The organism is Mucilaginibacter conchicola (assembly GCF_003432115.1).
Taxonomy (GTDB): domain Bacteria; phylum Bacteroidota; class Bacteroidia; order Sphingobacteriales; family Sphingobacteriaceae; genus Mucilaginibacter; species Mucilaginibacter conchicola.
In genome coordinates, this window is sequence record NZ_QWDC01000002.1 from 166,903 (window position 1) to 190,660 (window position 23,758).

Annotated in this window: 22 protein-coding genes; 13 read left to right on the forward strand and 9 right to left on the reverse strand. The window is 43.6% G+C overall.

Annotated elements, in window-relative coordinates:
* Positions 1 to 102 precede the first annotated feature (102 nt).
* The 3 genes from D0C36_RS10355 (at position 103) to D0C36_RS10365 (ending at position 4,273) form a co-directional block, all read left to right on the forward strand.
* Positions 103 to 912, forward strand: a complete 810-nt coding sequence (locus D0C36_RS10355; protein ID WP_117391555.1) for an alpha/beta hydrolase — start codon at positions 103 to 105, stop codon at positions 910 to 912.
* 342 nt (positions 913 to 1,254) lie between these two features.
* A complete protein-coding gene (typA, locus tag D0C36_RS10360) occupies positions 1,255 to 3,066 on the forward strand; it encodes a translational GTPase TypA (protein ID WP_117391556.1) in 1,812 nt (603 codons plus the stop codon).
* A gap of 205 nt (positions 3,067 to 3,271) precedes the next feature.
* Positions 3,272 to 4,273, forward strand: a complete 1,002-nt coding sequence (locus D0C36_RS10365) for an Ig-like domain-containing protein (protein WP_117391557.1) — start codon at positions 3,272 to 3,274, stop codon at positions 4,271 to 4,273.
* A 172-nt stretch (positions 4,274 to 4,445) separates the two neighbouring features.
* On the opposite strand, the gene D0C36_RS10370 is transcribed toward D0C36_RS10365, so the two are convergent.
* Positions 4,446 to 4,739, reverse strand: a complete 294-nt coding sequence (locus D0C36_RS10370; protein ID WP_117391558.1) for a hypothetical protein — start codon at positions 4,737 to 4,739, stop codon at positions 4,446 to 4,448.
* Positions 4,740 to 4,849: 110 nt separating this feature from the next.
* Here D0C36_RS10370 and D0C36_RS10375 point away from each other — a divergent pair, with 110 nt between their 5' ends.
* The 6 genes from D0C36_RS10375 (at position 4,850) to D0C36_RS10400 (ending at position 13,076) form a co-directional block, all read left to right on the forward strand.
* On the forward strand, positions 4,850 to 6,166 hold the full coding sequence (locus tag D0C36_RS10375) for a flippase (RefSeq protein ID WP_117391559.1): 1,317 nt from the start codon (positions 4,850 to 4,852) through the stop codon (positions 6,164 to 6,166).
* A 44-nt stretch (positions 6,167 to 6,210) separates the two neighbouring features.
* A complete protein-coding gene (locus D0C36_RS10380; RefSeq protein ID WP_233524465.1) occupies positions 6,211 to 6,819 on the forward strand; it encodes an FkbM family methyltransferase in 609 nt (202 codons plus the stop codon).
* Between the two features lie 95 nt (positions 6,820 to 6,914).
* Entirely contained in the window at positions 6,915 to 10,400 is a 3,486-nt protein-coding gene (locus D0C36_RS10385) for a gliding motility-associated C-terminal domain-containing protein (protein WP_117391561.1), read from the forward strand.
* An 89-nt stretch (positions 10,401 to 10,489) separates the two neighbouring features.
* A complete protein-coding gene (locus D0C36_RS10390) occupies positions 10,490 to 11,407 on the forward strand; it encodes a glycosyltransferase family protein (RefSeq protein WP_117391562.1) in 918 nt (305 codons plus the stop codon).
* Between the two features lie 244 nt (positions 11,408 to 11,651).
* A complete protein-coding gene (locus tag D0C36_RS10395) occupies positions 11,652 to 11,894 on the forward strand; it encodes a hypothetical protein (protein ID WP_117391563.1) in 243 nt (80 codons plus the stop codon).
* A gap of 78 nt (positions 11,895 to 11,972) precedes the next feature.
* Positions 11,973 to 13,076: an AI-2E family transporter gene (locus tag D0C36_RS10400; RefSeq protein WP_117391564.1), complete on the forward strand. Its 1,104-nt coding sequence runs from the start codon at positions 11,973 to 11,975 to the stop codon at positions 13,074 to 13,076.
* Positions 13,077 to 13,295: 219 nt separating this feature from the next.
* Here D0C36_RS10400 and D0C36_RS10405 read toward each other — a convergent pair whose 3' ends face one another.
* Genes D0C36_RS10405 through D0C36_RS10420 form a run of 4 tightly spaced genes read right to left on the reverse strand, consistent with a single transcriptional unit; the run spans position 13,296 to position 15,546 of the window.
* Complete coding sequence (locus D0C36_RS10405) at positions 13,296 to 14,249, reverse strand: hypothetical protein (protein ID WP_117391565.1); 954 nt, start codon at positions 14,247 to 14,249, stop codon at positions 13,296 to 13,298.
* A 28-nt stretch (positions 14,250 to 14,277) separates the two neighbouring features.
* Positions 14,278 to 14,994 carry a DNA repair protein RecO gene (gene recO, locus D0C36_RS10410; RefSeq protein WP_117391566.1) on the reverse strand — a complete coding sequence of 239 codons (717 nt, stop codon included), beginning with the start codon at positions 14,992 to 14,994 and terminating at the stop codon, positions 14,278 to 14,280.
* On the reverse strand, positions 14,984 to 15,349 hold the full coding sequence (locus D0C36_RS10415; RefSeq protein ID WP_117391567.1) for a diacylglycerol kinase family protein: 366 nt from the start codon (positions 15,347 to 15,349) through the stop codon (positions 14,984 to 14,986). Before D0C36_RS10415 ends, recO begins: the two co-directional genes overlap by 11 nt.
* Positions 15,346 to 15,546: a hypothetical protein gene (locus D0C36_RS10420; protein WP_117391568.1), complete on the reverse strand. Its 201-nt coding sequence runs from the start codon at positions 15,544 to 15,546 to the stop codon at positions 15,346 to 15,348. Before D0C36_RS10420 ends, D0C36_RS10415 begins: the two co-directional genes overlap by 4 nt.
* A gap of 270 nt (positions 15,547 to 15,816) precedes the next feature.
* Here D0C36_RS10420 and D0C36_RS10425 point away from each other — a divergent pair, with 270 nt between their 5' ends.
* Together D0C36_RS10425 and D0C36_RS10430 are read left to right on the forward strand one after the other, a co-directional pair.
* The gene (locus D0C36_RS10425; protein ID WP_117391569.1) at positions 15,817 to 16,593 is read left to right on the forward strand and encodes an SDR family oxidoreductase; all 777 of its coding nucleotides are present in this window, start codon (positions 15,817 to 15,819) and stop codon (positions 16,591 to 16,593) included.
* Positions 16,594 to 16,829: 236 nt separating this feature from the next.
* Positions 16,830 to 17,444, forward strand: a complete 615-nt coding sequence (locus D0C36_RS10430; RefSeq protein ID WP_117391570.1) for an HAD family hydrolase — start codon at positions 16,830 to 16,832, stop codon at positions 17,442 to 17,444.
* On the opposite strand, the gene D0C36_RS10435 is transcribed toward D0C36_RS10430, so the two are convergent.
* The 4 genes from D0C36_RS10435 to D0C36_RS10450 form a co-directional block, all read right to left on the reverse strand.
* On the reverse strand, positions 17,445 to 17,912 hold the full coding sequence (locus D0C36_RS10435) for an SRPBCC family protein (protein WP_117391571.1): 468 nt from the start codon (positions 17,910 to 17,912) through the stop codon (positions 17,445 to 17,447).
* A 133-nt stretch (positions 17,913 to 18,045) separates the two neighbouring features.
* Positions 18,046 to 18,891 (reverse strand): sulfurtransferase, encoded by an 846-nt coding sequence (locus D0C36_RS10440; RefSeq protein WP_117391572.1) that lies wholly within the window; start codon positions 18,889 to 18,891, stop codon positions 18,046 to 18,048.
* Positions 18,892 to 19,050: 159 nt separating this feature from the next.
* Positions 19,051 to 19,524 (reverse strand): ribonuclease H-like YkuK family protein, encoded by a 474-nt coding sequence (locus tag D0C36_RS10445; protein ID WP_117391573.1) that lies wholly within the window; start codon positions 19,522 to 19,524, stop codon positions 19,051 to 19,053.
* 344 nt (positions 19,525 to 19,868) lie between these two features.
* Complete coding sequence (locus D0C36_RS10450) at positions 19,869 to 21,524, reverse strand: SUMF1/EgtB/PvdO family nonheme iron enzyme (RefSeq protein WP_117391574.1); 1,656 nt, start codon at positions 21,522 to 21,524, stop codon at positions 19,869 to 19,871.
* 224 nt (positions 21,525 to 21,748) lie between these two features.
* On the opposite strand from D0C36_RS10450, the gene porV reads away from it, so the two are divergent.
* Complete coding sequence (gene porV, locus D0C36_RS10455; RefSeq protein ID WP_117391575.1) at positions 21,749 to 22,933, forward strand: type IX secretion system outer membrane channel protein PorV; 1,185 nt, start codon at positions 21,749 to 21,751, stop codon at positions 22,931 to 22,933.
* A complete protein-coding gene (ispF, locus tag D0C36_RS10460; RefSeq protein WP_117391576.1) occupies positions 22,934 to 23,416 on the forward strand; it encodes a 2-C-methyl-D-erythritol 2,4-cyclodiphosphate synthase in 483 nt (160 codons plus the stop codon).
* Positions 23,417 to 23,758: the final 342 nt, after the last annotated feature.

Sequence of the window (23,758 nt, forward strand, 5' to 3'; positions counted from 1 at the left end):
AACGTTTGCCCCTTAATGTCAACATTATGCCAAATAATTCTGTTTTAGGCCTTTGATAAAACTTTAAAACTTATTTTTGTAGCCTTAAATTTAAAAATGCCCATGTACTACAGTACAGAGACCGAGATAATGATAGACGAACAAGAACTGGATTTTACTTCTACGATACTTAACCGCGAGGTTACCTTCACCCTGCTTAAACCGCAGGCGAATGCCATAACCGAGCCCTTGAATTTGTTATTACTGAACGATGGCCAGGACCTTGAAGCCATTGACCTTATAAATACGCTTGAGCAACTTTACGAGCGCAACAGCTTAAAACCTGTGCTGGTGGTTGCCATCCGCGCTAATGAAGACCGCGTACAGGAATACGGTGTAGCGGGCAAGCCCGACTTTAAAAAACGCGGCAGCAAAGCAGCACTGTACACGCAATTTATCACCAGCGAACTTATCCCTTTTGTAAAAGAACAAACAGGTGTTGAAGAATTTGAAACCACTGCTTTTGCAGGCTTTTCTTTAGGCGGATTATCAGCTTTTGATATTGCATGGAACAATCCGCAGGTGTTTGATATGGTAGGCGCTTTCTCGGCGTCGTTCTGGTGGAGAAGCAAAGACCTGGGTAAAGGTTATACCAATGACGACCGCATTATGCATGCCGTTATTAAAAACGCCGTTTCGAAACCCGATATTAAATTTTGGCTGCAGACCGGCACCAAAGATGAAACTGCTGATCGTAATAACAACGGCATCATTGATTCTATTGATGATACCATAGATATTATCAAAGAGCTTTTAGCCAAAGGTTACCAACGCAGCGAGATCCAATACCTGGAGATGCTAAACGGCACCCACAACACTGCCACCTGGGGCAAAGCTATGCCTAAGTTTTTGTGCTGGGCGTTTGGGAAGTAGGGACCGCTGATTGGTTTTGATTAAGGTGATCATTATGATTTCTTTTTTGAACCATGATGAAGGGATTAACCCTGCCTGTTCTTCATACGTCACTGCGATGAGCGACAGCGAGGTGGCAATCCCTTAATTACAGGGTGAACATGCGTATCGGTTTTTCGTAAAGAGATTGCTTCGGCCCTCGCAATGACGTGGCTGTTTAGCTTGTATAAAACAGCGCTTTTCCCTGCAAACCCACATTATCAAATAATTAAGTAATAATCAACCATTTGTAAAAAGCGTAAAGGGTTTTCTTATCCCGTAAATTAACCGTATCTTTGCGCAAAATTTATAAGGCGGCATTTCATGCAAAAAATCAGAAATATTGCGATCATCGCACACGTTGACCACGGTAAAACTACCTTGGTTGATAAAATCTTACACAGCTGCGCCATTTTCCGCGACAACCAGGAAGCCGGCGAGCTAATTCTTGACAACAACGACCTTGAGCGTGAGCGCGGTATCACTATCGTGTCTAAAAACGTATCGGTACGTTACAAAGATGTTAAGATAAACATTATTGATACCCCGGGCCACGCCGACTTTGGTGGCGAGGTTGAGCGCGTATTGAAAATGGCCGATGGTGTATTGCTGCTTTGCGATGCTTTTGAAGGTGCCATGCCGCAAACACGTTTCGTAACGCAAAAAGCTTTGGCCTTAGGTTTGAAACCAATTGTGGTTGTTAACAAAGTTGATAAAGAGAACTGCCGCCCTGAAGAGGTTTACGAGCAGATATTTGAATTATTCTTCAACCTTGAAGCTACCGAAGAGCAACTGGATTTCCCGGTTATCTACGGTTCATCAAAACAAGGCTGGATGAACACCGACTGGAAAACACCTACTGAGGATATTTTCCCGTTGATGGACGCCATTTTGGAGAACATCCCACCTGCACCTGAAGCTGAAGGTACTTTGCAAATGCAGATCACTTCGTTAGATTACTCATCTTTCGTGGGTCGTATTGCTATTGGCCGTGTGGCACGTGGTACTATAAAAGAAAACATGCCGGTATCGTTGGTAAAACGCGATGGCAAAATTGTTAAATCGCGCGTTAAAGAACTTTACACTTTTGAAGGATTGGGTAAAGTGAAAGCTACCGAAGTAAAATCGGGCGATATTTGTGCGGTTGTTGGTATTGATGGTTTTGAAATTGGTGATACTATTGCTGATTTTGAAAATCCGGAGCAATTAGAGGTAATCAAAATTGATGAGCCTACTATGAACATGTTGTTCACCATCAATAACTCACCTTTCTTTGGTAAAGAGGGTAAATTTGTAACCTCACGCCACGTACGCGACCGTCTGTACAAAGAGATGGAGAAAAACCTGGCGCTTAAAGTTGTTGAAACTGATTCGCCTGATTCATACCTGGTTTACGGCCGTGGTATCCTTCACTTGTCAGTATTGATCGAGACCATGCGTCGCGAAGGTTACGAGTTACAGGTAGGCCAGCCACAGGTTATTGTTAAAGATATTGACGGTGTTAAATCTGAGCCGGTTGAAACCCTGATTGTTGACGTTCCTGCTGATGTTGCCGGTAAGGTAATTGAACTGGTTACCCAACGTAAAGGCGACCTATTGATCATGGAGCCAAAAGGCGACTTGCAACACTTAGAGTTTGAGATCCCATCACGCGGTATCATCGGTTTACGTAACAACGTATTAACTGCTACTGCTGGTGAGGCTATCATGGCACACCGCTTTAAAGCTTACGAGCCTTGGAAAGGTACCATCCCAGGCCGCTCAAACGGTGTATTAATCTCTATGGAGAAAGGCCAAACTACGGCTTACTCTATTGATAAATTACAAGATCGTGGCCGTTTCTTTGTTGACCCGGGTGTTGATATCTACGAAGGTCAGATCCTTGGTGAGCACATTCGCGATAACGATTTGATGGTGAACGTTGTTAAAGGCAAGCAGTTAACCAACATGCGTGCATCTGGTTCTGATGATAACGTGCGTATTGCACCAGCCATTAAATTCTCTCTTGAGGAATCAATGGAATACATTCAGGCTGATGAATACATTGAGGTTACACCACAAAGCATGCGTTTACGTAAGATCTACTTAACCGAGAACGAACGTAAAGTGAACGCTAAGAAATTTGTGAATCAATAATCTTTGGAGATTAGCGATTGGAGAACAGAGATTAGTTGAGGTTAATTAATTTAAGATTAATGACCAGAGATTAGCTTTAGACCAACAAACTAAATATCATAATAAAAAGGCATCCCTAAACGGATGCCTTTTTTTATTAAAAAATCTTTCCACAAATTTTTGATCTCTAATACTTATATTTATTGGTAATATTTAAACCTTATACATGAAACGTTTCCTTTTTGCAATACTTTGCATCCTTTCACTGGGGTTCAGCGCCTGCGTAAAAAATGCTGATGTGCAACCCGAATCAATAACACTTAATTATACTGATCTTACCTTACAGGTAGGTAGCGGCAAACAATTATTAGCATCGCGCTATGACGCCACCCAGATCACCTGGACATCATCAGACAATACCGTTGCATCTATTGACGAAAAGGGCGTTATAATGGCCCTAAAAGAAGGCACAACCACCATGACCGCTAAAAGCAAAGAGCATAACATTACAGCTATTTGCCAGGTTAAAGTTATAGCAAAAATTATTGAAGGTAAAGATATTGGCATTGGTGCCGATGGTTCTGTTTATATTATAGGTACCGACGGTACAGCAGAAAGCGGTTACAGCATTTCTAAATTGGTTAACAACGTTTTGGTTAAATTACCTGATTGTGGCGCTGTACGTGTAGCAGTTGCTCCTGATGGTACACCATGGGTAGTAAACAAAGACCATAAAATATTAAAATACAGTGGCACTGCATGGGTTGAGCAACCCGGTACGGCTACTGATATCGCCATAGGTGCCAACGGTGCTATGTTTGCTATTGGCAACATAGAAGTATCGCCAACCGGTGGTAACAACATCATGCGCTGGACAGGTATTGTATGGGAAAACATGACAGAGTGCGCCGGAACACGCATTGCTGTATCTCCTGATGGCACGCCTTGGGTGGTAAATAAATCAAACCTTATTTACAGGTTTGGCGGTTTTATTAACTGGGAGCCTTTTTACAACATTCTGGGATCAGATATTGGTATCGGCGCGGATGGCTCGGTATTTATTACAGGCAAAAGAACCGACGCTGACCCTTCTCATATCTTCAAATTAAATGATGACGGCTACAATTGGGAAGATCTTAACCTGCCGGGCGGCACAAACATTTCTGTAACACCCGATGGACACGCATGGTGGTTAGATAGCGATAATGTACTGCATAAACAGCAGTAAGTTGATTAGAGATTTGGTGATCAGAGATTAGTTTTTGATTGGGATACTAAATATTAAAAGGTATATATAAGCGGATGCCTTTTCGTTTTAACACCACGGAATATCTCTTCTTTTGTATCCACCGCCTTTCACTAATAAATTTTCAAAAGCACAGGAAGCTACTGCTGAATTATTAGTATCCCATAGATAGTTGAAAAATTTTATTTAAATCATCAACAACTGAAGTCTGATGAGTAGAGAAATGCTCAGCCTCTATTTCTATAGAATATGGAAAATGAACAAATCCATTTGGAAATTCTTTTGCTTTTTGTATATCTCGATCTTCATTTAATCGGATTTCTAATGACAATCCATCTTTTTCAATGTATCGTTCACTTATAATCTGGGCATTTATGACAGCAGCAAGTTGCTGAGTACATAAATCCGAATCGCCTGCTTTAATACAAAGATAAATTCTACAAAACATTGACTTAATTAAATACAGCAATCTAATGTATCAATTTTATTATTGGCATCACCAACTAACTAATCACAAACCACCAATCTCTAATCTCTAACACCTATCTTTATCCCCAAATGCGTATACCCAACATTCCCGGATTTGATAAACAAGCTTTAGAGAAGTATTTCAAAAATACCGGGATGGCGCTTATTGGCAAGGTAGGCAGCTTGCTCATAAAAATGTTGGTGAGCATTGCTGTGGCCCGCTACCTGAGTAAAGATCGCCTGGGGATAATCACCGGCGGGGTAACTTATGTTTACCTCTTCTCGGCATTGGCAACCCTTGGTCTCGATCAATTTGTGGTGAAGGAACTACACCAGTTTCCGCAAAATCGAGATAAAATACTCGGCACATCGTTTTGGTTAAAGGTGATGGCAAGCCTGGCCTGTATCCCGCTGATGTGGTTTGCTTACCAGGTTTACCCTGCCAAGGATACGCCTTTCTTGTTTATACTTATCCTATCGGCAGTTGGCGTGGCGCAATCTTTTAATATTATTGATTCTTACTTTCAATCTGAGGTAAAATCGAAATATATAATGCAGGTACAGGTGATAGGTAACCTCGTATCGGCAGGCATTAAGCTGGTGCTTATATACCTTAAAATGCCGCTGATATGTTTTGTTTATGCCTATGCTTTAGATTTTTTATTATTAGCAATTGGTTACTGCATAACCTACCAGCGCAAAGGCCGCAGCCTGTTTAATTGGAGATTTAATGGCCCGTTAGCATCAAAGTTATTGAGCCACTCATGGCCGCTGATCATATCTGGTATAATGGTATCTCTCTACATGAAGATTGACCAGTTGATGATACAGAATATTGCCGGCATAAAAGAGGCCGGAGCTTACGCTACGGTAGCCACCCTAAGCGAAGCCTGGAATTTCGTACCCACAGTTATTGTAAGTACGCTGTTCCCGGCCATATTAAATGCCAAACGAGATGACCCTGCACGCTATGCCAAACGCATCCAAAATCTGTATGATCTGATGGTATATCTGAGCCTTCCGGTAGCGTTGGTGATCACCTTTGCTTCATCACTAATTTACAAGTTGTATACGCCGGAGTACGCCTACGCGGCGCCTACCCTATCAGTTCATATATGGTCTGGCGTGTTTGTGTTTTTGGGCGCGGCCAATAGTCAATATCTCATAGCAGAAAACTATGCTAAGCTTACGTTTCTGCGCACCGGTTTTGGGGCTATTGTAAACATTGTGCTAAACCTGCTGCTTATACCGCACATGGGCATGATGGGCGCAGCAATAGCCACGTTAATTGCTTATGCAAGTTCGGCATTCTTCATAGTATTTATCCCTAAAGTTCATAAACAGGCTATAATGATGTTTAAATCGTTATTTTTGGTTTCACTGTTTCAAAAAATTATAAAACGTTGAGTACCCTTTCATCTCTAATAAAAGTATTAACAAACCCCTCGCATTTGCGCGCACTTTTATCATTCGATAAAAAAGGCTATTTAAATGATATAGGCTGGTTTAAGGCTTTTGACAGCAAATCGCCGGTTGATGCTGATGGCAACCCTATACCATGGGTAACCTATTCGTTTATTGATTTTATAAAAGATAACAGGTTAACCAAACAACACACCGTGTTTGAGTTTGGATCTGGCAACTCTACTTACTTCTACGCCAAATATGCAGGTGCAGTGGTATCTGTTGAGCACGATAAAGAGTGGTTTGATAAGATAGAACAATCAGGCAAAAAACCGGCTAACAGCGAACTCATTTACTGCGAACTGGTACGCAACGGCGATTACTGCCGCATGCCGGTTAAGTTGGACAAAAAGTTTGATATTATTATTGTTGATGGGCGCGACCGGGTTAACTGTTGCAAGCAGGGCGTAGAAGCACTATCTGCCAATGGCGTAATGGTGTTAGACGATTCTGAACGCCCCGAATATAAAGACGGGGTTGACTTTTTACTTGAGCAAGGTTTTAAACATTTACTATTCAGCGGTATATCGCCGGGCTTGTTTTACCGCAAATCAACCTCGGTATTTTATAAGGCGGATAATTGCCTTGGCTTATGAGTTGACCCAATAAATATAATCCACTGATATCTAAACCTTTGTTACCTGCAGCGGCTTATTCGTCAAAAGTATTTTTAAACCATCTGTTTAAAACGATGGTTGCGTTAGCTGCATGTACTTTACTTTTGTTTACCGTAAATACTACTTTCGCAAAAGAGGGGTTACCTACCAAAAACAACAAATTCGTAAATGATTCTACAGCCAGTATTTTAAAGCGTTTAAAGCAATTTGCCAATTGTTATGATGTTAACTGGGCAACATGGCCTTCGCTAAACAATGTAACCAGCTTATCGGGTAGTATAATTGATGCCGATGGTACCCCCATAAGTATCAATATGTCTGCAAACTATACATTTGGTACTACGCCATCTATCTACTCTTTTGATAGCAGGCTTAGCGGTTATCCATCAAATATCCCCAACTCTACCGTACCTAAAACTGAATGGGCAGCAGGCTCGGGTGGCACAACAACCATGTGTTTCTCCAGAAAAGTAACCAACCCTGTATTATTATTGGCATCATTAGGGAGTACACAACCGCTAAGTGCCTCGCTTAACTTTTCAACCCCTTACGTGGTTTTGTATGATGGCGGCGGTATGGTTTATAACAGCAGCACAAAAATAACCGGTACCGAAGGTTACGCGGTGATCATGTTCCCCGGCGATTTTACTTGTGTAACTATCAGTTCTTCCACACCCGAAAATTACACCAACTTAACCTGGGGCATACGGCCGCAACCTTTTAATATTAATATAACACAAGGCGCTACCACATGTGGCAGTACAAAGTTAACTGCAAGCGGCGGGGTAAGCTATACCTGGAATGGGGGTGATACACCTAACCAGGCTACAAACACTTTCCATCAAAGCGGTACGTACGTGATAACGGTAACCAATTCATCAGGCTGTGTAACATCGGCATCAAAAACGGTAGTGGTAAGCACTACAAACCCTCAAATTACCGGCTTTAGTATGCCGCAGCAAATAGCGCCGGCAGTTATCAACCAAACTAACAAAACAATAGAGCTTACCGTTGCAGATGGCACCGACCTTACTGCATTAACACCGCAGATAACCATTTCGGCCGGGAGCACAATATCGCCGGCAACCGGAGCAACTCAAAATTTCACAAACCTTGTAAACTACACCGTTAACAATCCTTGTGGTAACCAGGTTTACAACGTAACTGTAAAAACGCAAAACGTAGTATCAACCATCAATGTGTGCCCGGGCAACCCCGTTGCCCTTACCGGCGCCAACGTAACTTTGCCGGTAATAAGCTATGCATGGCAAATACAGCAGGGTACCAATTGGGAACCTGCTCCAGGTATTGCAAACGGAGCTAATTATAATACCAATAGCCCTTCAAATTTAAGCGGGGGCGATGTAATAAGAAACTACCGCAGGGCAGTTACGAAAGCCAGCGGCACTATTTATGATTCTTATTTTAAAGTGGTAACCAGCCCTACAACCGCGCAAAATGAGATCTTTGTTGACAGGCAGGTTACCTGCGGCCTTACCAGTAACACCTATAACTTTACAGGAAACGTACCTGTTGGTTACACGGGCGCATCTACCTATCGCTGGCAAACCAGTATTAACGGTACATCATGGTTTGCAGAGCCGGGCACGGAACAAAACTGGTCGTTGACGGCAACTTTTGGAGAGAAAGTATATTTTAGGCGGGTAACCACTACCGGCGATTGCGAAGCCTACAGCAATATTATAACCATTGATTATATCCCCGGCCCAACAACAGCCACAGTGGGGCCCCCGGTTACCCTTTGCAACGACAACTCTTACACTTTAACAGGTAACGAGCCGGGGCTTGGCGAAACGGGTACATGGTCAATAACTTCGGCTACAGGTTATAATCCGTTTAACCCATCAAACATTCATGATCCGCATGCTGTAATAACCGGCATCCCCTTAAACTCACAGTTTGATCTTACCTGGACCATCACCAAACCATCTTGCGACCAGGTAAGCAGTGCATCGGTATTGATAACCAATGGCATTAGCAGCCAGATTAGCAATTTTACAGTTCCCGGCCAAAACGGCCCGGCGGTTATTGATCAAACTAACCACACTATAACTTTATCGGTATCGCCCCAAACAAACCCTGCAAGTTTATCGCCCACTATCATTATCAACAGCGGTACCCTTAGCCCGGCATCAGGGATTGATCAGAATTTTACATCTCCGGTTACTTACACCCTCAGCAATGCCTGTGGCAGTACCAATTATAAAGTTATCATCACCCGGGCCGTTCCCGAAGATCTGTACGTTTGCCAATCGGCTTTCAATATATTGCTTCCGGGCGGGTTCCCCATCAGTGGTGCAACTTATCAGTGGGAAAAATATATAAACGGCGCCTGGCAATCAGTTGGTAGCGATGGTACAAACAGTGATTATGTAGCGCCTATATCCGGTACATCTGCAGTAATAGTTATAGAAAGTTACCGTCGAAAAACAACGGTTGGCGGTACGGTAAATTATTCGCCCTACTTTAATGTTCACATAAACCCTCTTATAAACAACAACACGATAAGTTCAACCAATGGTGTGATATGCGCAACGGGGTCAAAAGATGTTAACATAACGGGCAGTACAGCTAACGGCGGCAACGGCAATATTAGCTACCAATGGCGGGTAAGTGCCGATAACGTAAATTGGCAGAACATAAATGGCGCTACCGGAAAAGATTACCAGTTTACTTTTACCAACACAACAAAGCAATATTATTCAAGGCTGGCAATATCCGGCGATTGCGAAAACGCAAGCAATAGCTTTACAGTAGATTATGTTGGTTATGTTACCACGGCGTCTGTCAATATATCTCCGGTATCATGCGGGCAAACACAAATAACGCTTAACGGCACACCGCCAAACGCTAACGAGACAGGAACCTGGAGCCTAACAGGCCCTGTAGGTTACAACCCATTTAACGATGCCAACATACACAACCCGGAGGTAGTGTTAACCAATGTACCGCTTGATGTAGATATCAAGTTTAGCTGGCAAATTTTGCAAAATGCTTGCGGTTTCCCTTCGCAGGGTAGCCAATCTGTTCATATTAATAGCGTACCTGTTGTTAATGCCGGTAACGCTGCCGTGATTGAGATTGGCGAAAAAACCACATTGAATGGCAGCGTAAGCCCAAATACCACTTATGTATGGTCGCCGGCTAATGGCCTAAGCAACCCCGGTATTTTAAACCCTGTGGCCTCTCCTATTGAAACTACAGTTTATACACTTACCGCCACCAATGCAGCAGGATGCTCAACCCCGGCTACCGTAAAAATTACGGTAAATAACGAACTGAAGATACCCAACAGCATTACGCCCAACGGCGATGGCGTAAATGATACCTGGGTAATAAAAAATCTTGAAAGTCACCCCAAAGCCAACGTACGTATCTTTACCAGATCGGGCATACAGGTTTATTCTGCAAGAGGTGCGTCAAAAAGCTGGGACGCTACCTATAACGGCAAAAAACTACCTGCTGCTGTATACTACTACGTAATAACATTAGACGATAATAACGCAACAAAAACAGGTTGGATAACTGTTATCTATTAATCAGGATGCGCTACCCTAATTAACTGCAGATACATTTTAATTTCAGATATTTGCGCATTCATAAATTCACTAATTCAATTCTTCAGTCATTGAACGCCCCTGCTCCTATTGCGCTGTTTGTTTATAACCGCCCCGATCATACCCTGGAAACGCTTACTCATTTAAAGAAAAATGACCTGGCGGCAGAGAGTGAGCTCTTTATTTTTTCTGACGGGCCACGCGGCCCTAAGGATGAAGCCGGCGTTAACGAGGTACGCATAATAGCACGACAAGTTACCGGCTTTAAAACCGTAAAGGTGATAGAGCGTGAAAACAATATGGGCTTGGCCAGATCTATCATCAGCGGAGTAACGGAATTAGTTGATACTTATGGCCGTGTTATTGTTTTTGAGGACGACCTTGTTTCATCGCCCTACACGCTTCAGTATTTTAACGATGCTTTGGAGCATTATAAGGATGTGGAGAAAGTAATGCACATCAGCTCTTATATTTTCCCTCTGGGGGATGTTGATTTACCCGAGACCTTCTTTTTCCGTGCGGCATTTAGCTGGGGCTGGGCTACTTGGGCCCGTGCCTGGAAAAACTTTGAACCCGATATTGATAAACTCATTGCCCGGTTTGATGACGAGAAAATAAAACAGTTCTCGATAGAAGGCACCATGAATTTCTGGAAACAAATGCAGGATTTTAAAGCGGGTAAAAATAATTCGTGGGCCATACGCTGGTATGCATCGGTTTTCCTCAACGGCGGGCTAACCCTTAACCCATCCAGATCATTGGTGCATAACATAGGGCATGATGGTAGTGGTACGCACTCAAACATCGAAAACATGTACGGCACACAAGTAGCCCAAAGTCCTGTTACTTATTTTCCGGATGTATTAGAAGAGGATAAAAAGGCTTATGAAGCCATAAAATACTTTTTAAGTAACAGGAAAGGTTCCGTGTTGCAACGTATATCTCGCCGTGTTAACCAACTGAAAGTTAAATACTTTTCGCGCAAGTAGGTTTATCCACAATTAATACAACTTTCTCGTATTTGTTAATAAATATTATTCATAAAAATTAGACTACTTAGTATATAGATATTATATTTGACTTAATTATTATCTATCTACTCCAACCAATTGTTCTTTATGATAAATAATGAGGTCAGTAAAAACACAAGAAGAGAAAACTCGACGTTTTCTCTTTTTTGTTTCTGAAACATTGGTGTAGTTTTTGGTGTTATCAAAATAAAGTTCTAAACCAATGAAAGAAGATAAAGACACCGCACCGGCAGAAAAAGACGGCAAATACGAGTTTATACTACATTACTCGGGCCGCGAAGTGAACTGTAAAGTGGAGAAAGAACAAAACACACTTAAAGTTCAGATTGACGAGAATATCAACGCCGAGCTAACCGTGCAGGAAGATGGCAGCCTGGTGCAAACCAGCGGCACCGACCTGGCCGACTCAGCGGTTGATTATATTAAAAAGCGCATTTTAGGCTAACCAGCCTGTAAACCTAAATAAAGAGCACAATTATGTTGTGCTCTTTTCATTTTACGCCTCTTTACATTGCCATAGCCTATGACTGTACAATACCTTAACCAAACGCTTCGTATTCTCCTGCTTTTCATTCTCACTTTTGTAGTGCTCTACTTTGGATCAGTGGTGTTGGTCCCCCTTACTTTTGGGCTGGTGCTGGCTTTGTTGTTACTACCTGTATGCCATTGGTTACAAAAGAGAGGGTTAGGCAATGGCTGGGCGTCGGGCTTAAGTGTGTTTGCCCTGATAGCTGTAGTGAGCGGCATTATCGCACTCCTTCAATACCAACTTACCGACCTGCTGGATGATCTTTCCAAAATAGAACAACGCGTAAACGAACTGATAGAAGCTACCAAGAACTACATACAGCAGCACTTCGGCATATCGCATAGAGAGCAGCAGAAGATCATCAAAGAACAACAATCGGGCGGTATGGGGCAGGTAGCCGGCATGGTTACCACTTTATTAGGTTCGTTTGCAGGTATACTGGTTGATACCGTGCTGGTTTTGGTTTACACTTTCCTGTTCATCTTTTATCGCAGTCATTTCAAAAAATTTGTGCTGCGACTATTTAAACCCGATGACAGGCCTACAACCGAAAAAGTTTTAGATAACTCGGGTAAAGTGATACAAAGCTACCTGGGCGGTTTAGCCATGATGATAATAATGCTTTGGGTAATGTACGGCATCGGCTTCAGCATTGTGGGCGTAAAAAATGCCATCTTCTTTGCCATACTTTGCGGTGTTTTGGAGTTGGTACCCTTTGCCGGGAATATAACCGGCACATCCATCACCGTACTGATGTCACTGGCGCAAAGTAGCGATACCAAGATCGTTTTCGGGGTGTTGATCGTTTACGGATGTGTGCAGCTATTGCAGACTTATGTACTGGAACCTATTGTTGTGGGCGATAGGTTAAATATCAATCCGCTCTTTACCATCCTTATTATTGTAGTAGGCGAGGCGGTGTGGAGCATCCCCGGCATGGTACTGGCCGTGCCGCTGCTGGGCATTTTCAAGATCATCTGCGATAATTTTGAACCCCTGCATGATTATGGCTTCCTGATAGGCCCACCTAAGGAGAAGAAAGGCGAGCAAGGCAATTTTATCACCAGGTTATTTAAATCGAAAAAAGCGACTTCGTAAGAAGATTACCGTTTGGTATTGTTGGGAACAAAGTTTGACTGAATATTTTCAAATGAATATAATCTCTCATTAATGTTGTCATTTCGAACTACAGTGAGAAATCTTCTACGCGATACTACGGCGTAGAAGATTTCTCCTCGCTCTCGCTCGTTCGAAATGACATGCGTTTAATTCTTAAGCCCCTCTCCTTTGGAGACCGGTCGGGGAGAGGCATTCGTCCTATTTGGCAGCCGTTAATCCTTTAACATTCACCGAAATGGTGCTGGCATGTTTCATACCTAAGGTTTCGCCTGGTAGCGTGGTAATAAAAAGTTTAAGATAGGTGTTCATTACCGCCGTAGATACTTTTATATAGTTATCTTTCACCTGCTCATCACCCAAAAACGGCACAAGGGGCTTATTGTAATGCCATGTACCAGCCGAATCTATTGTAGCTTCAAAAGAGTAATCAAAATCCTGGTAAGCTTTATGGATCACTATATCATATACAGGGGTAAGGTAATCATCGTCGGTAGCGTATTTATTATCGAGTAAGCTTGGCTTGGTTTTACGCTTTACTACAGTAACAAACGGTTTCTTGCTTACCATCTGCACAGGTTGCGATGCCGCAAAAGCTTTCTTGATATCGGCATCAGCCTTGGTCACCAATCCGCGTACAAACAGGGTGTCATTTTTGCTGGCACGCTGCAAGTCTTTAAAATCGGTGTGCAGTTTATTTTTGATATAATCTTCAGAGAATAAACGCATCACCACGCGCGATTTATGAATATCTATCGAATCGCCCTGGGCTTCTAATAATTCAAAAACCAAACTATCCTTGCTCATCTTCTTCATCTTTAAAAAAGCATGGGCAATATTAAATACAGAATCGGTACCCAAGGCCAGGGGGAAATTAAAGAAAGCATCCTTTACAGGGCTGTAGAGCGCTGCAGAATCGGCAGATACGAAGCGTAGGCGCCAATCCGGGGTAAGGTGGTAGCCGTACTCGTTATATGATAATCCGTTGCTTTTTTGCTTGCGCGATACCTCGATAAAGGTTATCCCCTCAACACTTTTAAAAGATATTATCGGTTTCTCGCCGTGGCCCGGGCCAACGCCGCGGTATTTACAAGCTGTGATGGTTGATATGGTTGCTATAAGAAGTAAGAGTGCGGTTTTGTACTTGGCAGACATGCGGCTAAATTATATATTTTCTATGTATCTATCCCAGAACCTCTTCCAAAACCTCGTGCGAGCGGATATTTCCAAACCCTTCGATATGCATGGCGTAGTATTCCAGTAATTTATTGATGAGATAACGGCGTTCCTCGTTACTTAGTTTTATATTATCGATATTCCCGAAACTGCTTTGCAGCAACGTATAGAAGTTTTTGGTATGCGGCGGCGACAGGTAATTCAACGTATCGGGCTTGTAATTGCTGAAAACACCATCCTTCATATCAAAATAATCGGCCGGCTTGCCATGCGGGTAAAAGCCCAGGTATCGCGTTAGCTGTATTAAAAACAGCAGGTGAAAATTTACCAGTCCGGTGGTTTTATGGTCGAGTAGTTCAACAGCGTTAAACACAAAATCGAACAGGTTCTCGTCCGGGCTTTGCTGTTTAATGGCCTTGTAAAGCACCTCGTTCAGGAACATGGCCAAACAGCTTTTGATCACATCGTAAGGGATGCTTTGTAAAACAGGGGCATTCTTCAGTTCAGAGATGCGTTGTACATTGCCGTTAGCTTTGTGGTACACCACCATATCCACCAGGTGCAGGGGTTGCAGCATGTTGCGGCTTATTTTAGCCTTAGGCTTTTTAGCCCCGTTGATGATGTACGATTGCAGGCCGAATTTTTCGGTAAAGATCTGTACCACCACGCTGCTCTCGCTGTAATCGGTAGTTTTAAAAACGATGCCCCGTGTTTTATGCAGCATTGATGAGGGTGATGATCTTTGGGATAAAAATAATGCCGCCGGTTACCAGGGAGAAAATGGCTACTAATAATACTGCCCCTGCGCTAACATCTTTTACATGGCCGGCCAGTTTATTATAATCGGGCGATACCAGGTCGGTAAGGGTTTCGATGGCGGTATTGAGCATTTCGGTAACCAGCATCAGCATAATGCAGAGGATAACCCATTGCCACTCGTTAGCGCTGATGTTGAGCCACCAGCCTGCGGCCGAGGCCAAAATTGCAGCAAATACATGGATCCGGAAATTTTGCTGCGTAGCAAAGGCATACTTAAAACCTTTAAATGCGAAGCCAAAACTGCGGATAAGCTTTTTCATTTGGCGCGGCTTTGTTTGTAGTTGTCAAACAGCATCATTAAAAAGCTGATGCATCCGGCCAGGCCGAAACCTGCTGTGGCACCCCGTAAAATGTTCATCATGTCGGTATTTTCTTTTGTAGCGAAGAAAATCACTATCCAATAGCACACACATGCAACAGCCAACAAGATCACCGTACGCCTTAACTGATTTTTCATTTGTGCAAATATATTTAATTAGTTTAAGCTGATGGGGGTTGAAAAATATAACTTAGGGCCACCTTCTTTCCGAATATCGCATAGCTGACTCACCCGGTCTACGCTACGCCGGACCACCCTCTCTGCTGAAAGCAGCAAAGAGGGCAAAAATTTTTGAATTAAAACCCCTCTTTTCGCGCAGCGAAGAGAGGGGTGACGAGCGTAGCCATGTCGGGGTGAGTTAATTGCGGAAGCGACGCTTGAAGAGATGTTAGCAAAGCATTTTACACTATGGATTTAAAACTCACCAATAAAGTGGCTATTGTACTGGCTGCCAGCAAAGGCCTGGGCAAAGCAATAGCTACCACCCTATCTGCCGAAGGCGCAAAGGTTATCATCGGTTCGCGCAATGCAGATGAGCTGAATACAACCGCCAATGAGATACGCCAACAAACCGGCAACGATGTAACAGCTATAACCATTGATGTTGCAGATGCAGAATCTGTAAACCGCTTTATTGAACAGGCTGGTGCGCTTTACGGCCATATCGATATCCTATTAAATAATGCAGGCGGACCGCCATTTGAAAAGTTTGAGAACTTTGCTGATGAGCAGTGGCAAAAAGCCTTCGACCTTAATTTGCTGAGCATGGCGCGTACCTCAAGATTGGTTTTACCTTACATGAAACCAACAGGCAGCGGCCGCATCATCAATATCATCAGCGGCTCGGTTAAATCGGTACTGGCCAATTCGGTACTGTCAACCGCTATGCGCATGGGCGTTGTGGGTATGGCCAAGTTATTGGCCGATGAGTTGGGGCCTTACAATATCACGGTTAATAACGTAGCACCGGGTTTGATCCTTACCGACCGTATTAAGCACACTCTGCCAAAAGATGTGGACACCGAAGAGGCTATCAAAGAGAAAACCAAAGGCATCCCGCTGGGTCGCATCGGTCAGCCAGAAGAGCTGGCCTCACTGGTGGCCTTTCTGGCATCAGAGCAGGCATCATACATTAGCGGGCAAACTATACAGGTTGATGGTGGCGCCAGCCGAAGTATTTATTAAGAAAAAACCTTGCTGTTATTCATTGCCGTCGCCTTTAGGCAACGGCATAGTCATCAGGAGTTCTTTGGCTTTAGCCTAATTCGGCGTAAAATGATTTGGCTAAAGCCGATATTTTAAAACCTTCACCCGTTGGCTGAAGCCAACGGCAATGATGTTTTCAACAACAATATCTTGCACCATCGTTAACATACTTTTTACACCCTGCTGTTTTAAGTTTTGTTATACTTGCAGCAGAAATGGAAGCTACATCACTACAGAAATACAAAGCCCTTACCAAACTGTCATCGGGCGATTTTGAAGCATTTTTATATGATTGTGACGGCACCCTTGCCGATAACATGGGCGCTCACAAGCAGAGCTATATCCGCGTTGCCGCTGATGAGGGCATGGTTATTGAAGGCGATATTATTGATGAATTTGCCGGCTTGCCAATTCTTAAAGTAGTTGATGAAATAAACAAACGCTACGGATCTACTTTTGAACCTGCCGACTTTGCCGGTCGTAAACACAAGATATTCTTTAACGAGTTTATTGAGCAAACCCAGCCTATTGATTACGTGGTGAACCACCTGAAGAACCATGCCGGCAAAGTGCGTATCGGCGTAGTATCTGGCGGCAGCCGTAAATCGGTAGAGAAAACCCTGAGTGTACTGGGCATCCTGGACCTGGTAGAAGTTTTGATCTGCGCGGGCGAAACCGCCAACGGCAAACCCTACGCCGACCCTTTCCTGGCGGCTGCCGAGAAGCTTGGTGTAGACCCAAAACGTTGCCTTGTGTTTGAAGATGGCGAGCCCGGCGTACAAGCCGCTATTGCTGCCGAAATGCAATGGGTGCGTATAGATAAGATCTAATTACATTTTCCCGAACATATCTTCAATAACCTTGGTGCGGTATTTAAAAATATCGCGCACTTTTTTGCCTACAAATACATTGTTGGCAATGGTGCCAATTACACTATATGGGATGGCGTAATGCAAAATATCCGTCATCTCAATCCCGCCCGGTATTTCTTTAAAGTGATGCTGATGGTGCCATAATGCGTAGGGGCCAAAGCGTTGCTCATCTACAAAGTACTGTTTGTCTGCCACGTGGGTTATCTCGGTCATCCAATCCATTTTGATGCCCAATAGCGGCGAAATTTTGTAGGTGATGATCATACCGGCGTACATCTTGGTATCAGCGGTATAATCCGATGTTACCACAAATCTCATGTCATCGGGCGTTATTTTCTGCAGATTCAACGGCGACGAAAAGAAATCCCAGGCCTCATCAATACTGATGGGGATATTCTGCTTAAATTTTAAAGCGTATGTTTTCACGTAAGATTAACAGGCGTTGAGAGGGATTGTTGGATTGATGGATTGCTTTATTGTTGTTTGCAATTATTGTATCTGTGCATTGTTGAAAAAGCCAACAATTGAACAATACAGCAATTTAACAATCTCTTCTAAATTAAAGCCCATTCGCCTCGGTAGCAATTGGCAGGTCGCGGCGGCTCCATTCACTCCATGAACCTACGTATAATCTCGGGCCAACAATGCCTGCATACTCCATACCCAGCAAGGTATGACAGGCCGTAACACCCGATCCACAATGCACTATTACATCGCCCGGTTTTACGTCGCCAATAGTATCATCATATAAAGTTTTCAAAGCTTCGGCAGTAAGGTACCTTCCCTCGGGCGACAGGCTGTTGCTGTAGAACAGATTTATTGCGCCGGGTATATGGCCAGCAACCAGGTCTAAAGGCTCGGTATGGCCCAGATAACGCACGCCCTCGCGTACATCTATCACCACACGGCTGTCAGCCCTGGCAGCTTGTTTCACTTCTTCTATGTCTACGGTATTCTTGTAGGCCGCAGCAACAGGATAAACACTGGCAGCAGGCTTAGGCTGATACTCATCTGTACTTAACTCCACACCTTCATCCTGTGCAGTTTTCAGGCCACCGTTAAGCACCTGCACGTTATCATGACCTATCGAGCGTAACATCCACCAAAGCCTTGCACCGCCCATAGCAGCATTCTTATCATCATAAACTACAATATGGCTATCGGGTGTTACGCCCCAACGCTGCAGGGTAGCAGCAAAATCGGCAAGGGCGGGCAGTGGGTGCCTTCCGCCAAAGGCGGCATCGGCAGGGTGCGCAGCCAGGTCATCATCCAGCGAAGCAAAAATAGCGTTTGGCAGGTGGCCCTGCAGGTAACGGTCATGCGCATTAGCACCGCCGCGCACATCAATCAATACAACAGATGGGTCAAATATCTTAGGGTCGGTAATTTCTATTAATGGGGACATGGTTTTTCAGAGATTAGTTAATCGGAGGTTAGAGATCAGGTCTCATTATCGGCGACCAAGCCTCTGCCTGCCTAATTAAAGGCAAGTTAGAAAAAGCTTAGCAGAAATAAAACCGCAACTAACTAATCTCTAATCAACAAATCTCCGATCTCTAAAACGTTACTGCACCATCTTATTGGCACAGCATGAGCTTGCAAAGGCTTCGGGTTTTGCTTTAAACACAAAGCCCATGCTCAGGATGTAGCCCATGGCCTCGTGCAGGGCCTGGTTGCTTTTAAACATAGGATTGGTGTTGATGTCGGCATGTACCTCAAGCTCTACCTCGTACAGGTCAAGCAGGTCGCAAAGTTTGTAGGCAATGTCGATAGATTTTTGAACCTCGTGCAGCATACGCTCTTTAATGCTCATTTTTTGAGAGGTACGCTCCTGATGGATGAACATGAAAGCACCACGCTGCTCGCGGATAAACACAATTACGGTAGCAAAATCTGTAACTGCACCTTTTACCTGCGAATCTGTCCCTATGCAAACTTTAAGTTTATTACCAAGGTTGGTTTCGCGTTCAATGGCAGCTTCTACTTCTTCCAGTATTGGTGTTTGGATTACCTCACCGCTAAATTTTCTCCAGGTCATAAAAATTTGGTTTAGTTAATTTTTAATGATTGACCCGTAATAGGTCTATAAAAATAAGCGATAAACTATTTTATAAACGTTATGTAGCAGTGATTTATTTGTTAACATTTAATTGATTGTTAACAGGTTAGGTATAAAAAATCTTTATTAAAGCCGAAAATAGTTTTAAAGGTGTGTCATTTCGAACGAGCGACAGCTAGGAGAAATCTTGTTATTCCAAACTTTCAAACTAACAAGATTTCTCCTCGTACCTCGTTCGAAATGACATCGTAAGATTAAAAATTCCTGGCAACAAAAAAGCCGCTTCCTTTAAGGGAAGCGGCTTTTTATATAAGCTTATGATCTTATCTTGCTTTAAAGGTTTTTGCTTTTTTAACCGGCAAGTGTGGTTTACCTTCAGGGTGTATCTCAGGTGCACCAACCATGGTCATTGCACAACGGAAACCTACCACAGCGCTTGATTCATCCTGGTTCATAAAGCGGCGGGTTGCAGGGTTTAACCAGTAGGCAAGGTCATTCCATGAACCACCTTTGTATACTTTAGAGTGGTCGTTAACCAATGTGGTTGTGCCATAAAGTGCAGTGTTAACAGTATCGTTAAAGCCGCGGTTATCAGCAGTGTAAGCCTTACCTGCAAGCGGGTTCTTCGCATCTGCAGCAACACCCGGCTGGGCACTGTTGCCATTTGCACCCGGTTGCTGGTTACCTGCAGCCTGTCCGGCTTGTTGCTGCGCAAGCATTTCGCTATACTTTAATTTCTTGTTAGATCTTGCAGGGTCTTTAATAGGGCGGCCATACTTATCTTTTGCATACAAACCTTTTGCAGGGTCTGCAAGGCGATTGGTTGTAAATTCGTTACCACGGAAAGGGTTAAAGTCGTCTACATCTTCAAATGAAGTTTGGCGATAGGTATCAGCAACCCACTCGTTTACGTTACCTGCCATGTTATACAAGCCAAAATCATTAGGCTCATAAGAACGTACAGGTGCAGTAATATCTGCCTTATCGTTAAGGCCACCGCCCACACCGGCGTTATCACCGTTGCCGCGTTTAAAGTTGGCCAATATTAAACCCCGTGTTTTACTTTTTGGCGAACGTACACCAAGACCATTCCAAGGGTAAACTTTACCATCATTAATATTTTCAAACTGGGTGTTACCTGCAAGTGCTAAGGCAGCATATTCCCACTCAGCCTCTGATGGTAAGCGGTACCCTTGTTTTACTATACCATCTTCCATACGTACAGGGCGCACAGCACGGCCGTTTTTACCCGTACCGGTTGCTTTCGCGTTCGGGTTAAGGTCAGGTATCATTTTCTTACCATCAATACCTTGCCCCTGATACTGGCCGTTCAAATACATAACTGTATTGAATGGCTGATCGGCACCAGTGCCTGCACCAGCATTGCCCTGGCCTTGTTTGCCTGCTTTATCTTTCCAGGTAACAAGGTTGCCACGTGCACGTAAAATATTCTCGTTGGTACGGTCGGTACGCCATACACAGTACTCCTGCGCCTGATCCCAGGTTACGCCCACAACCGGGTAATCCTGAAAAGCAGGGTGGCGTAAGTAGTTATCTACATAAGGCTCGTTGTATGATAGCGGGCTGCGCCATACCAATGTATCGGGCAGGGCATTGTAGTAAAGCTCGTTATCATTAGGGAAGGTAATATTTATCCAATGAAGGTAATCTAACCAATCCTGGTTTGATACCTCGGTTTCATCCATATAAAATGATGGTACAGTTACCCTGCGGCGAATATTGTTGTATTCGTAAACAACATCCTGATCGGCACTGCCACCCAATACAAATGTACCACCTTCAATAGGTACAAGGCCCGGGCCGGGTGTTGGGTGTGTTTGCCTAAAACGCAGGTAACCGCCGTTTGTCCTGTCGTTATAGGACATACCGGTTTTTTGCGACTGCTCTTTTTTACTGCAGCTGCTAAGCATAAAGCTTAAGCCCAACATCACTAAAGCAGTAGTGGTAAGTACTCTCATCTTCAAATTGTAAATATTTGCTGGTAAATTTATAAAAAATTAAATAACAAATTACGCTAAAAAGGGCAATAGCAAAGCGCATTTTGCCCTGTGTGCTTTTGTACGCCAAATTTAGTGCGCCGGTTACAATTATTTGCAAAATACCAATACTTTAACAGTGGTTTGCATATATAATAGAATGTTAAATTTATTACTTATTTACATAATAAGATTAAATTGCACCAATGAAATTCCTGAAACCCGAAAGCCTTGCACTGTATGTTTTGCTTATAATACCGGCATTTGCAACTGCACAAAGCTCAACAGGCGTTAACGGTGGTGGCACAAATTCAATACTTACGGCGGTCCCTTTTTTGAACATCACACCCGACTCCCGTTCTGGCGCCATGGGCGATGCCGGTGTTGCACTTTCGGCTGATGTGAATGATAATTACTGGAACCCGGCCAAGCTTGCCTTTTTAGAAGATAACCACAACCTGTCTGTTTCATACAACCCCTGGTTACGCCATTTAGTGCCCGATGTAAGTTTATCATACCTAAGCTATGCTTACAAAATGGATGAGCGCAACACCTTAGGTGCATCACTAAGATATTTTAATTTAGGATCAATACAATTGGTAGACCCTAACCAGGTAGATCTTGGCACATACATCCCAAATGAGTTTGCCTTTGACGTTGCTTTTGCACGTAAGTTTGGCAACAACCTGTCTTTAGGGTTACAAGCCAGGTATATTTACTCAAACTTTAACAACGGCGCTTTCGTAACCGGTAGTGGCCAGGTTAATAAAGCAGGCAATGCCTTTGCAGCAGGCGTATCGGTATTTTACAGCCAGGGATATGGTGATAATAAAACCTTTTCATTTGGTACCAATATTTCTAACATCGGCACTAAAATAAATTACGCCGATAACGGGCCATCGTACTTTTTGCCAACCAATTTAAAATTTGGTGTTGCCAACGCCTGGAAGTTAGACAGCCTGAATAAATTCACCGTAGCGCTTGATTTTAACAAACTCCTGGTACCTACCCCGCCTATCCGCGATGCACAAGGAAATATTGTTAAAGGGCATGATGATAATGTATCAGTCCCTGCAGGTATTTTCCAATCTTTTGGGGATGCGCCGGGTGGTTTTAGCGAGGAGTTAAAGGAATTTACTCTTTCGCCTGCAGTAGAGTATATGTACAACAACATGTTTGCTTTGCGTGCAGGTTATTTCTACGAGAATCCGCAAAAGGGTGGGCGCCATTACCTTACCACCGGTTTTGGGTTAAAGTACAAAGATTATAGGTTTGATTTTGCCTACCTTATGGCAAGCCAGCAAAATAGTCCGCTGGCAAACACCCTGCGTTTTACTTTATCGGCTAACTTTGGCGGCGTAAATAACGCTTCAACAGCGGCAAAAAAATAAATGACTAAAATTAAAGTAGGCTTTGGGTTTGATGTACATCAGCTAAAGCAAAACCACCCTTTTGTATTAGGTGGCGTAAACCTTGAACATACCAGCGGCGCTTATGGCCACTCTGATGCCGATGTAATGCTGCATGCCATTTGCGACGCTCTTTTAGGTGCCGCCAACCTGCGCGATATCGGCTACCATTTCTCTAACAAAGACGATCGCTGGAAGGGCATCAGTAGCCTTATATTGCTGCAACACGTGGTAAAACTGCTTGATGAAAAAGGCTGGAAAATTGGCAATATCGATGCCATGGTATGCCTTGAGGCACCCAAGATAAACCCGCACATCCCGGCCATGCAAGCCAATATTGCCAAAGCTGCCGGTATAGATATTGAAGATATCTCCATTAAAGCAACCACCAACGAGCAGCTTGGTTTTATTGGTAGAGAAGAGGGCGTTGTGGCTTATGCGGTTTGTTTGATAGTGAAGGGGTAATTTCAAACCTATCTACGTTACGTCATTGCGAGGAGCGACAGCGACGTGGCAATCCCCTACTTACAGAGCAACCTGCAAATCGAGGATTGCCACGCTACGCTCGCAATAAGGTAGTGGTGAGCTCGCGTTAGGGGTAGCAGCGGATACCTGCCCTGTGCCTAATGCCAGTGCGCGTATGAGCGGATAACCCGACCGCAGGGAACGCCCAAATCACCCCACTCCATTTTTTGATTTCAGCCCGGAATAACAAGGCTGTGTAATAAAATCACATTAATCCTAAACTCATTAAAATCAGCGGTCTTTTATGTATATTTGCGAAAATTTTTAGCAATGCGCATGTAG

Bases quoted from the DNA above. Each gene is read 5' to 3' on its own strand.
- D0C36_RS10355 (WP_117391555.1), top strand. From the start codon at position 103: ATGTACTACAGTACAGAGACCGAGATAATGATAGACGAACAAGAACTG.
- typA (WP_117391556.1), top strand. From the start codon at position 1,255: ATGCAAAAAATCAGAAATATTGCGATCATCGCACACGTTGACCACGGT.
- D0C36_RS10365 (WP_117391557.1), top strand. From the start codon at position 3,272: ATGAAACGTTTCCTTTTTGCAATACTTTGCATCCTTTCACTGGGGTTC.
- D0C36_RS10370 (WP_117391558.1), bottom strand. From the start codon at position 4,739: ATGTTTTGTAGAATTTATCTTTGTATTAAAGCAGGCGATTCGGATTTA.
- D0C36_RS10375 (WP_117391559.1), top strand. From the start codon at position 4,850: ATGCGTATACCCAACATTCCCGGATTTGATAAACAAGCTTTAGAGAAG.
- D0C36_RS10385 (WP_117391561.1), top strand. From the start codon at position 6,915: ATGGTTGCGTTAGCTGCATGTACTTTACTTTTGTTTACCGTAAATACT.
- D0C36_RS10395 (WP_117391563.1), top strand. From the start codon at position 11,652: ATGAAAGAAGATAAAGACACCGCACCGGCAGAAAAAGACGGCAAATAC.
- D0C36_RS10400 (WP_117391564.1), top strand. From the start codon at position 11,973: ATGACTGTACAATACCTTAACCAAACGCTTCGTATTCTCCTGCTTTTC.
- D0C36_RS10405 (WP_117391565.1), bottom strand. From the start codon at position 14,249: ATGTCTGCCAAGTACAAAACCGCACTCTTACTTCTTATAGCAACCATA.
- recO (WP_117391566.1), bottom strand. From the start codon at position 14,994: ATGCTGCATAAAACACGGGGCATCGTTTTTAAAACTACCGATTACAGC.
- D0C36_RS10415 (WP_117391567.1), bottom strand. From the start codon at position 15,349: ATGAAAAAGCTTATCCGCAGTTTTGGCTTCGCATTTAAAGGTTTTAAG.
- D0C36_RS10420 (WP_117391568.1), bottom strand. From the start codon at position 15,546: ATGAAAAATCAGTTAAGGCGTACGGTGATCTTGTTGGCTGTTGCATGT.
- D0C36_RS10425 (WP_117391569.1), top strand. From the start codon at position 15,817: ATGGATTTAAAACTCACCAATAAAGTGGCTATTGTACTGGCTGCCAGC.
- D0C36_RS10430 (WP_117391570.1), top strand. From the start codon at position 16,830: ATGGAAGCTACATCACTACAGAAATACAAAGCCCTTACCAAACTGTCA.
- D0C36_RS10440 (WP_117391572.1), bottom strand. From the start codon at position 18,891: ATGTCCCCATTAATAGAAATTACCGACCCTAAGATATTTGACCCATCT.
- D0C36_RS10445 (WP_117391573.1), bottom strand. From the start codon at position 19,524: ATGACCTGGAGAAAATTTAGCGGTGAGGTAATCCAAACACCAATACTG.
- D0C36_RS10450 (WP_117391574.1), bottom strand. From the start codon at position 21,524: ATGAGAGTACTTACCACTACTGCTTTAGTGATGTTGGGCTTAAGCTTT.
- porV (WP_117391575.1), top strand. From the start codon at position 21,749: ATGAAATTCCTGAAACCCGAAAGCCTTGCACTGTATGTTTTGCTTATA.
- ispF (WP_117391576.1), top strand. From the start codon at position 22,934: ATGACTAAAATTAAAGTAGGCTTTGGGTTTGATGTACATCAGCTAAAG.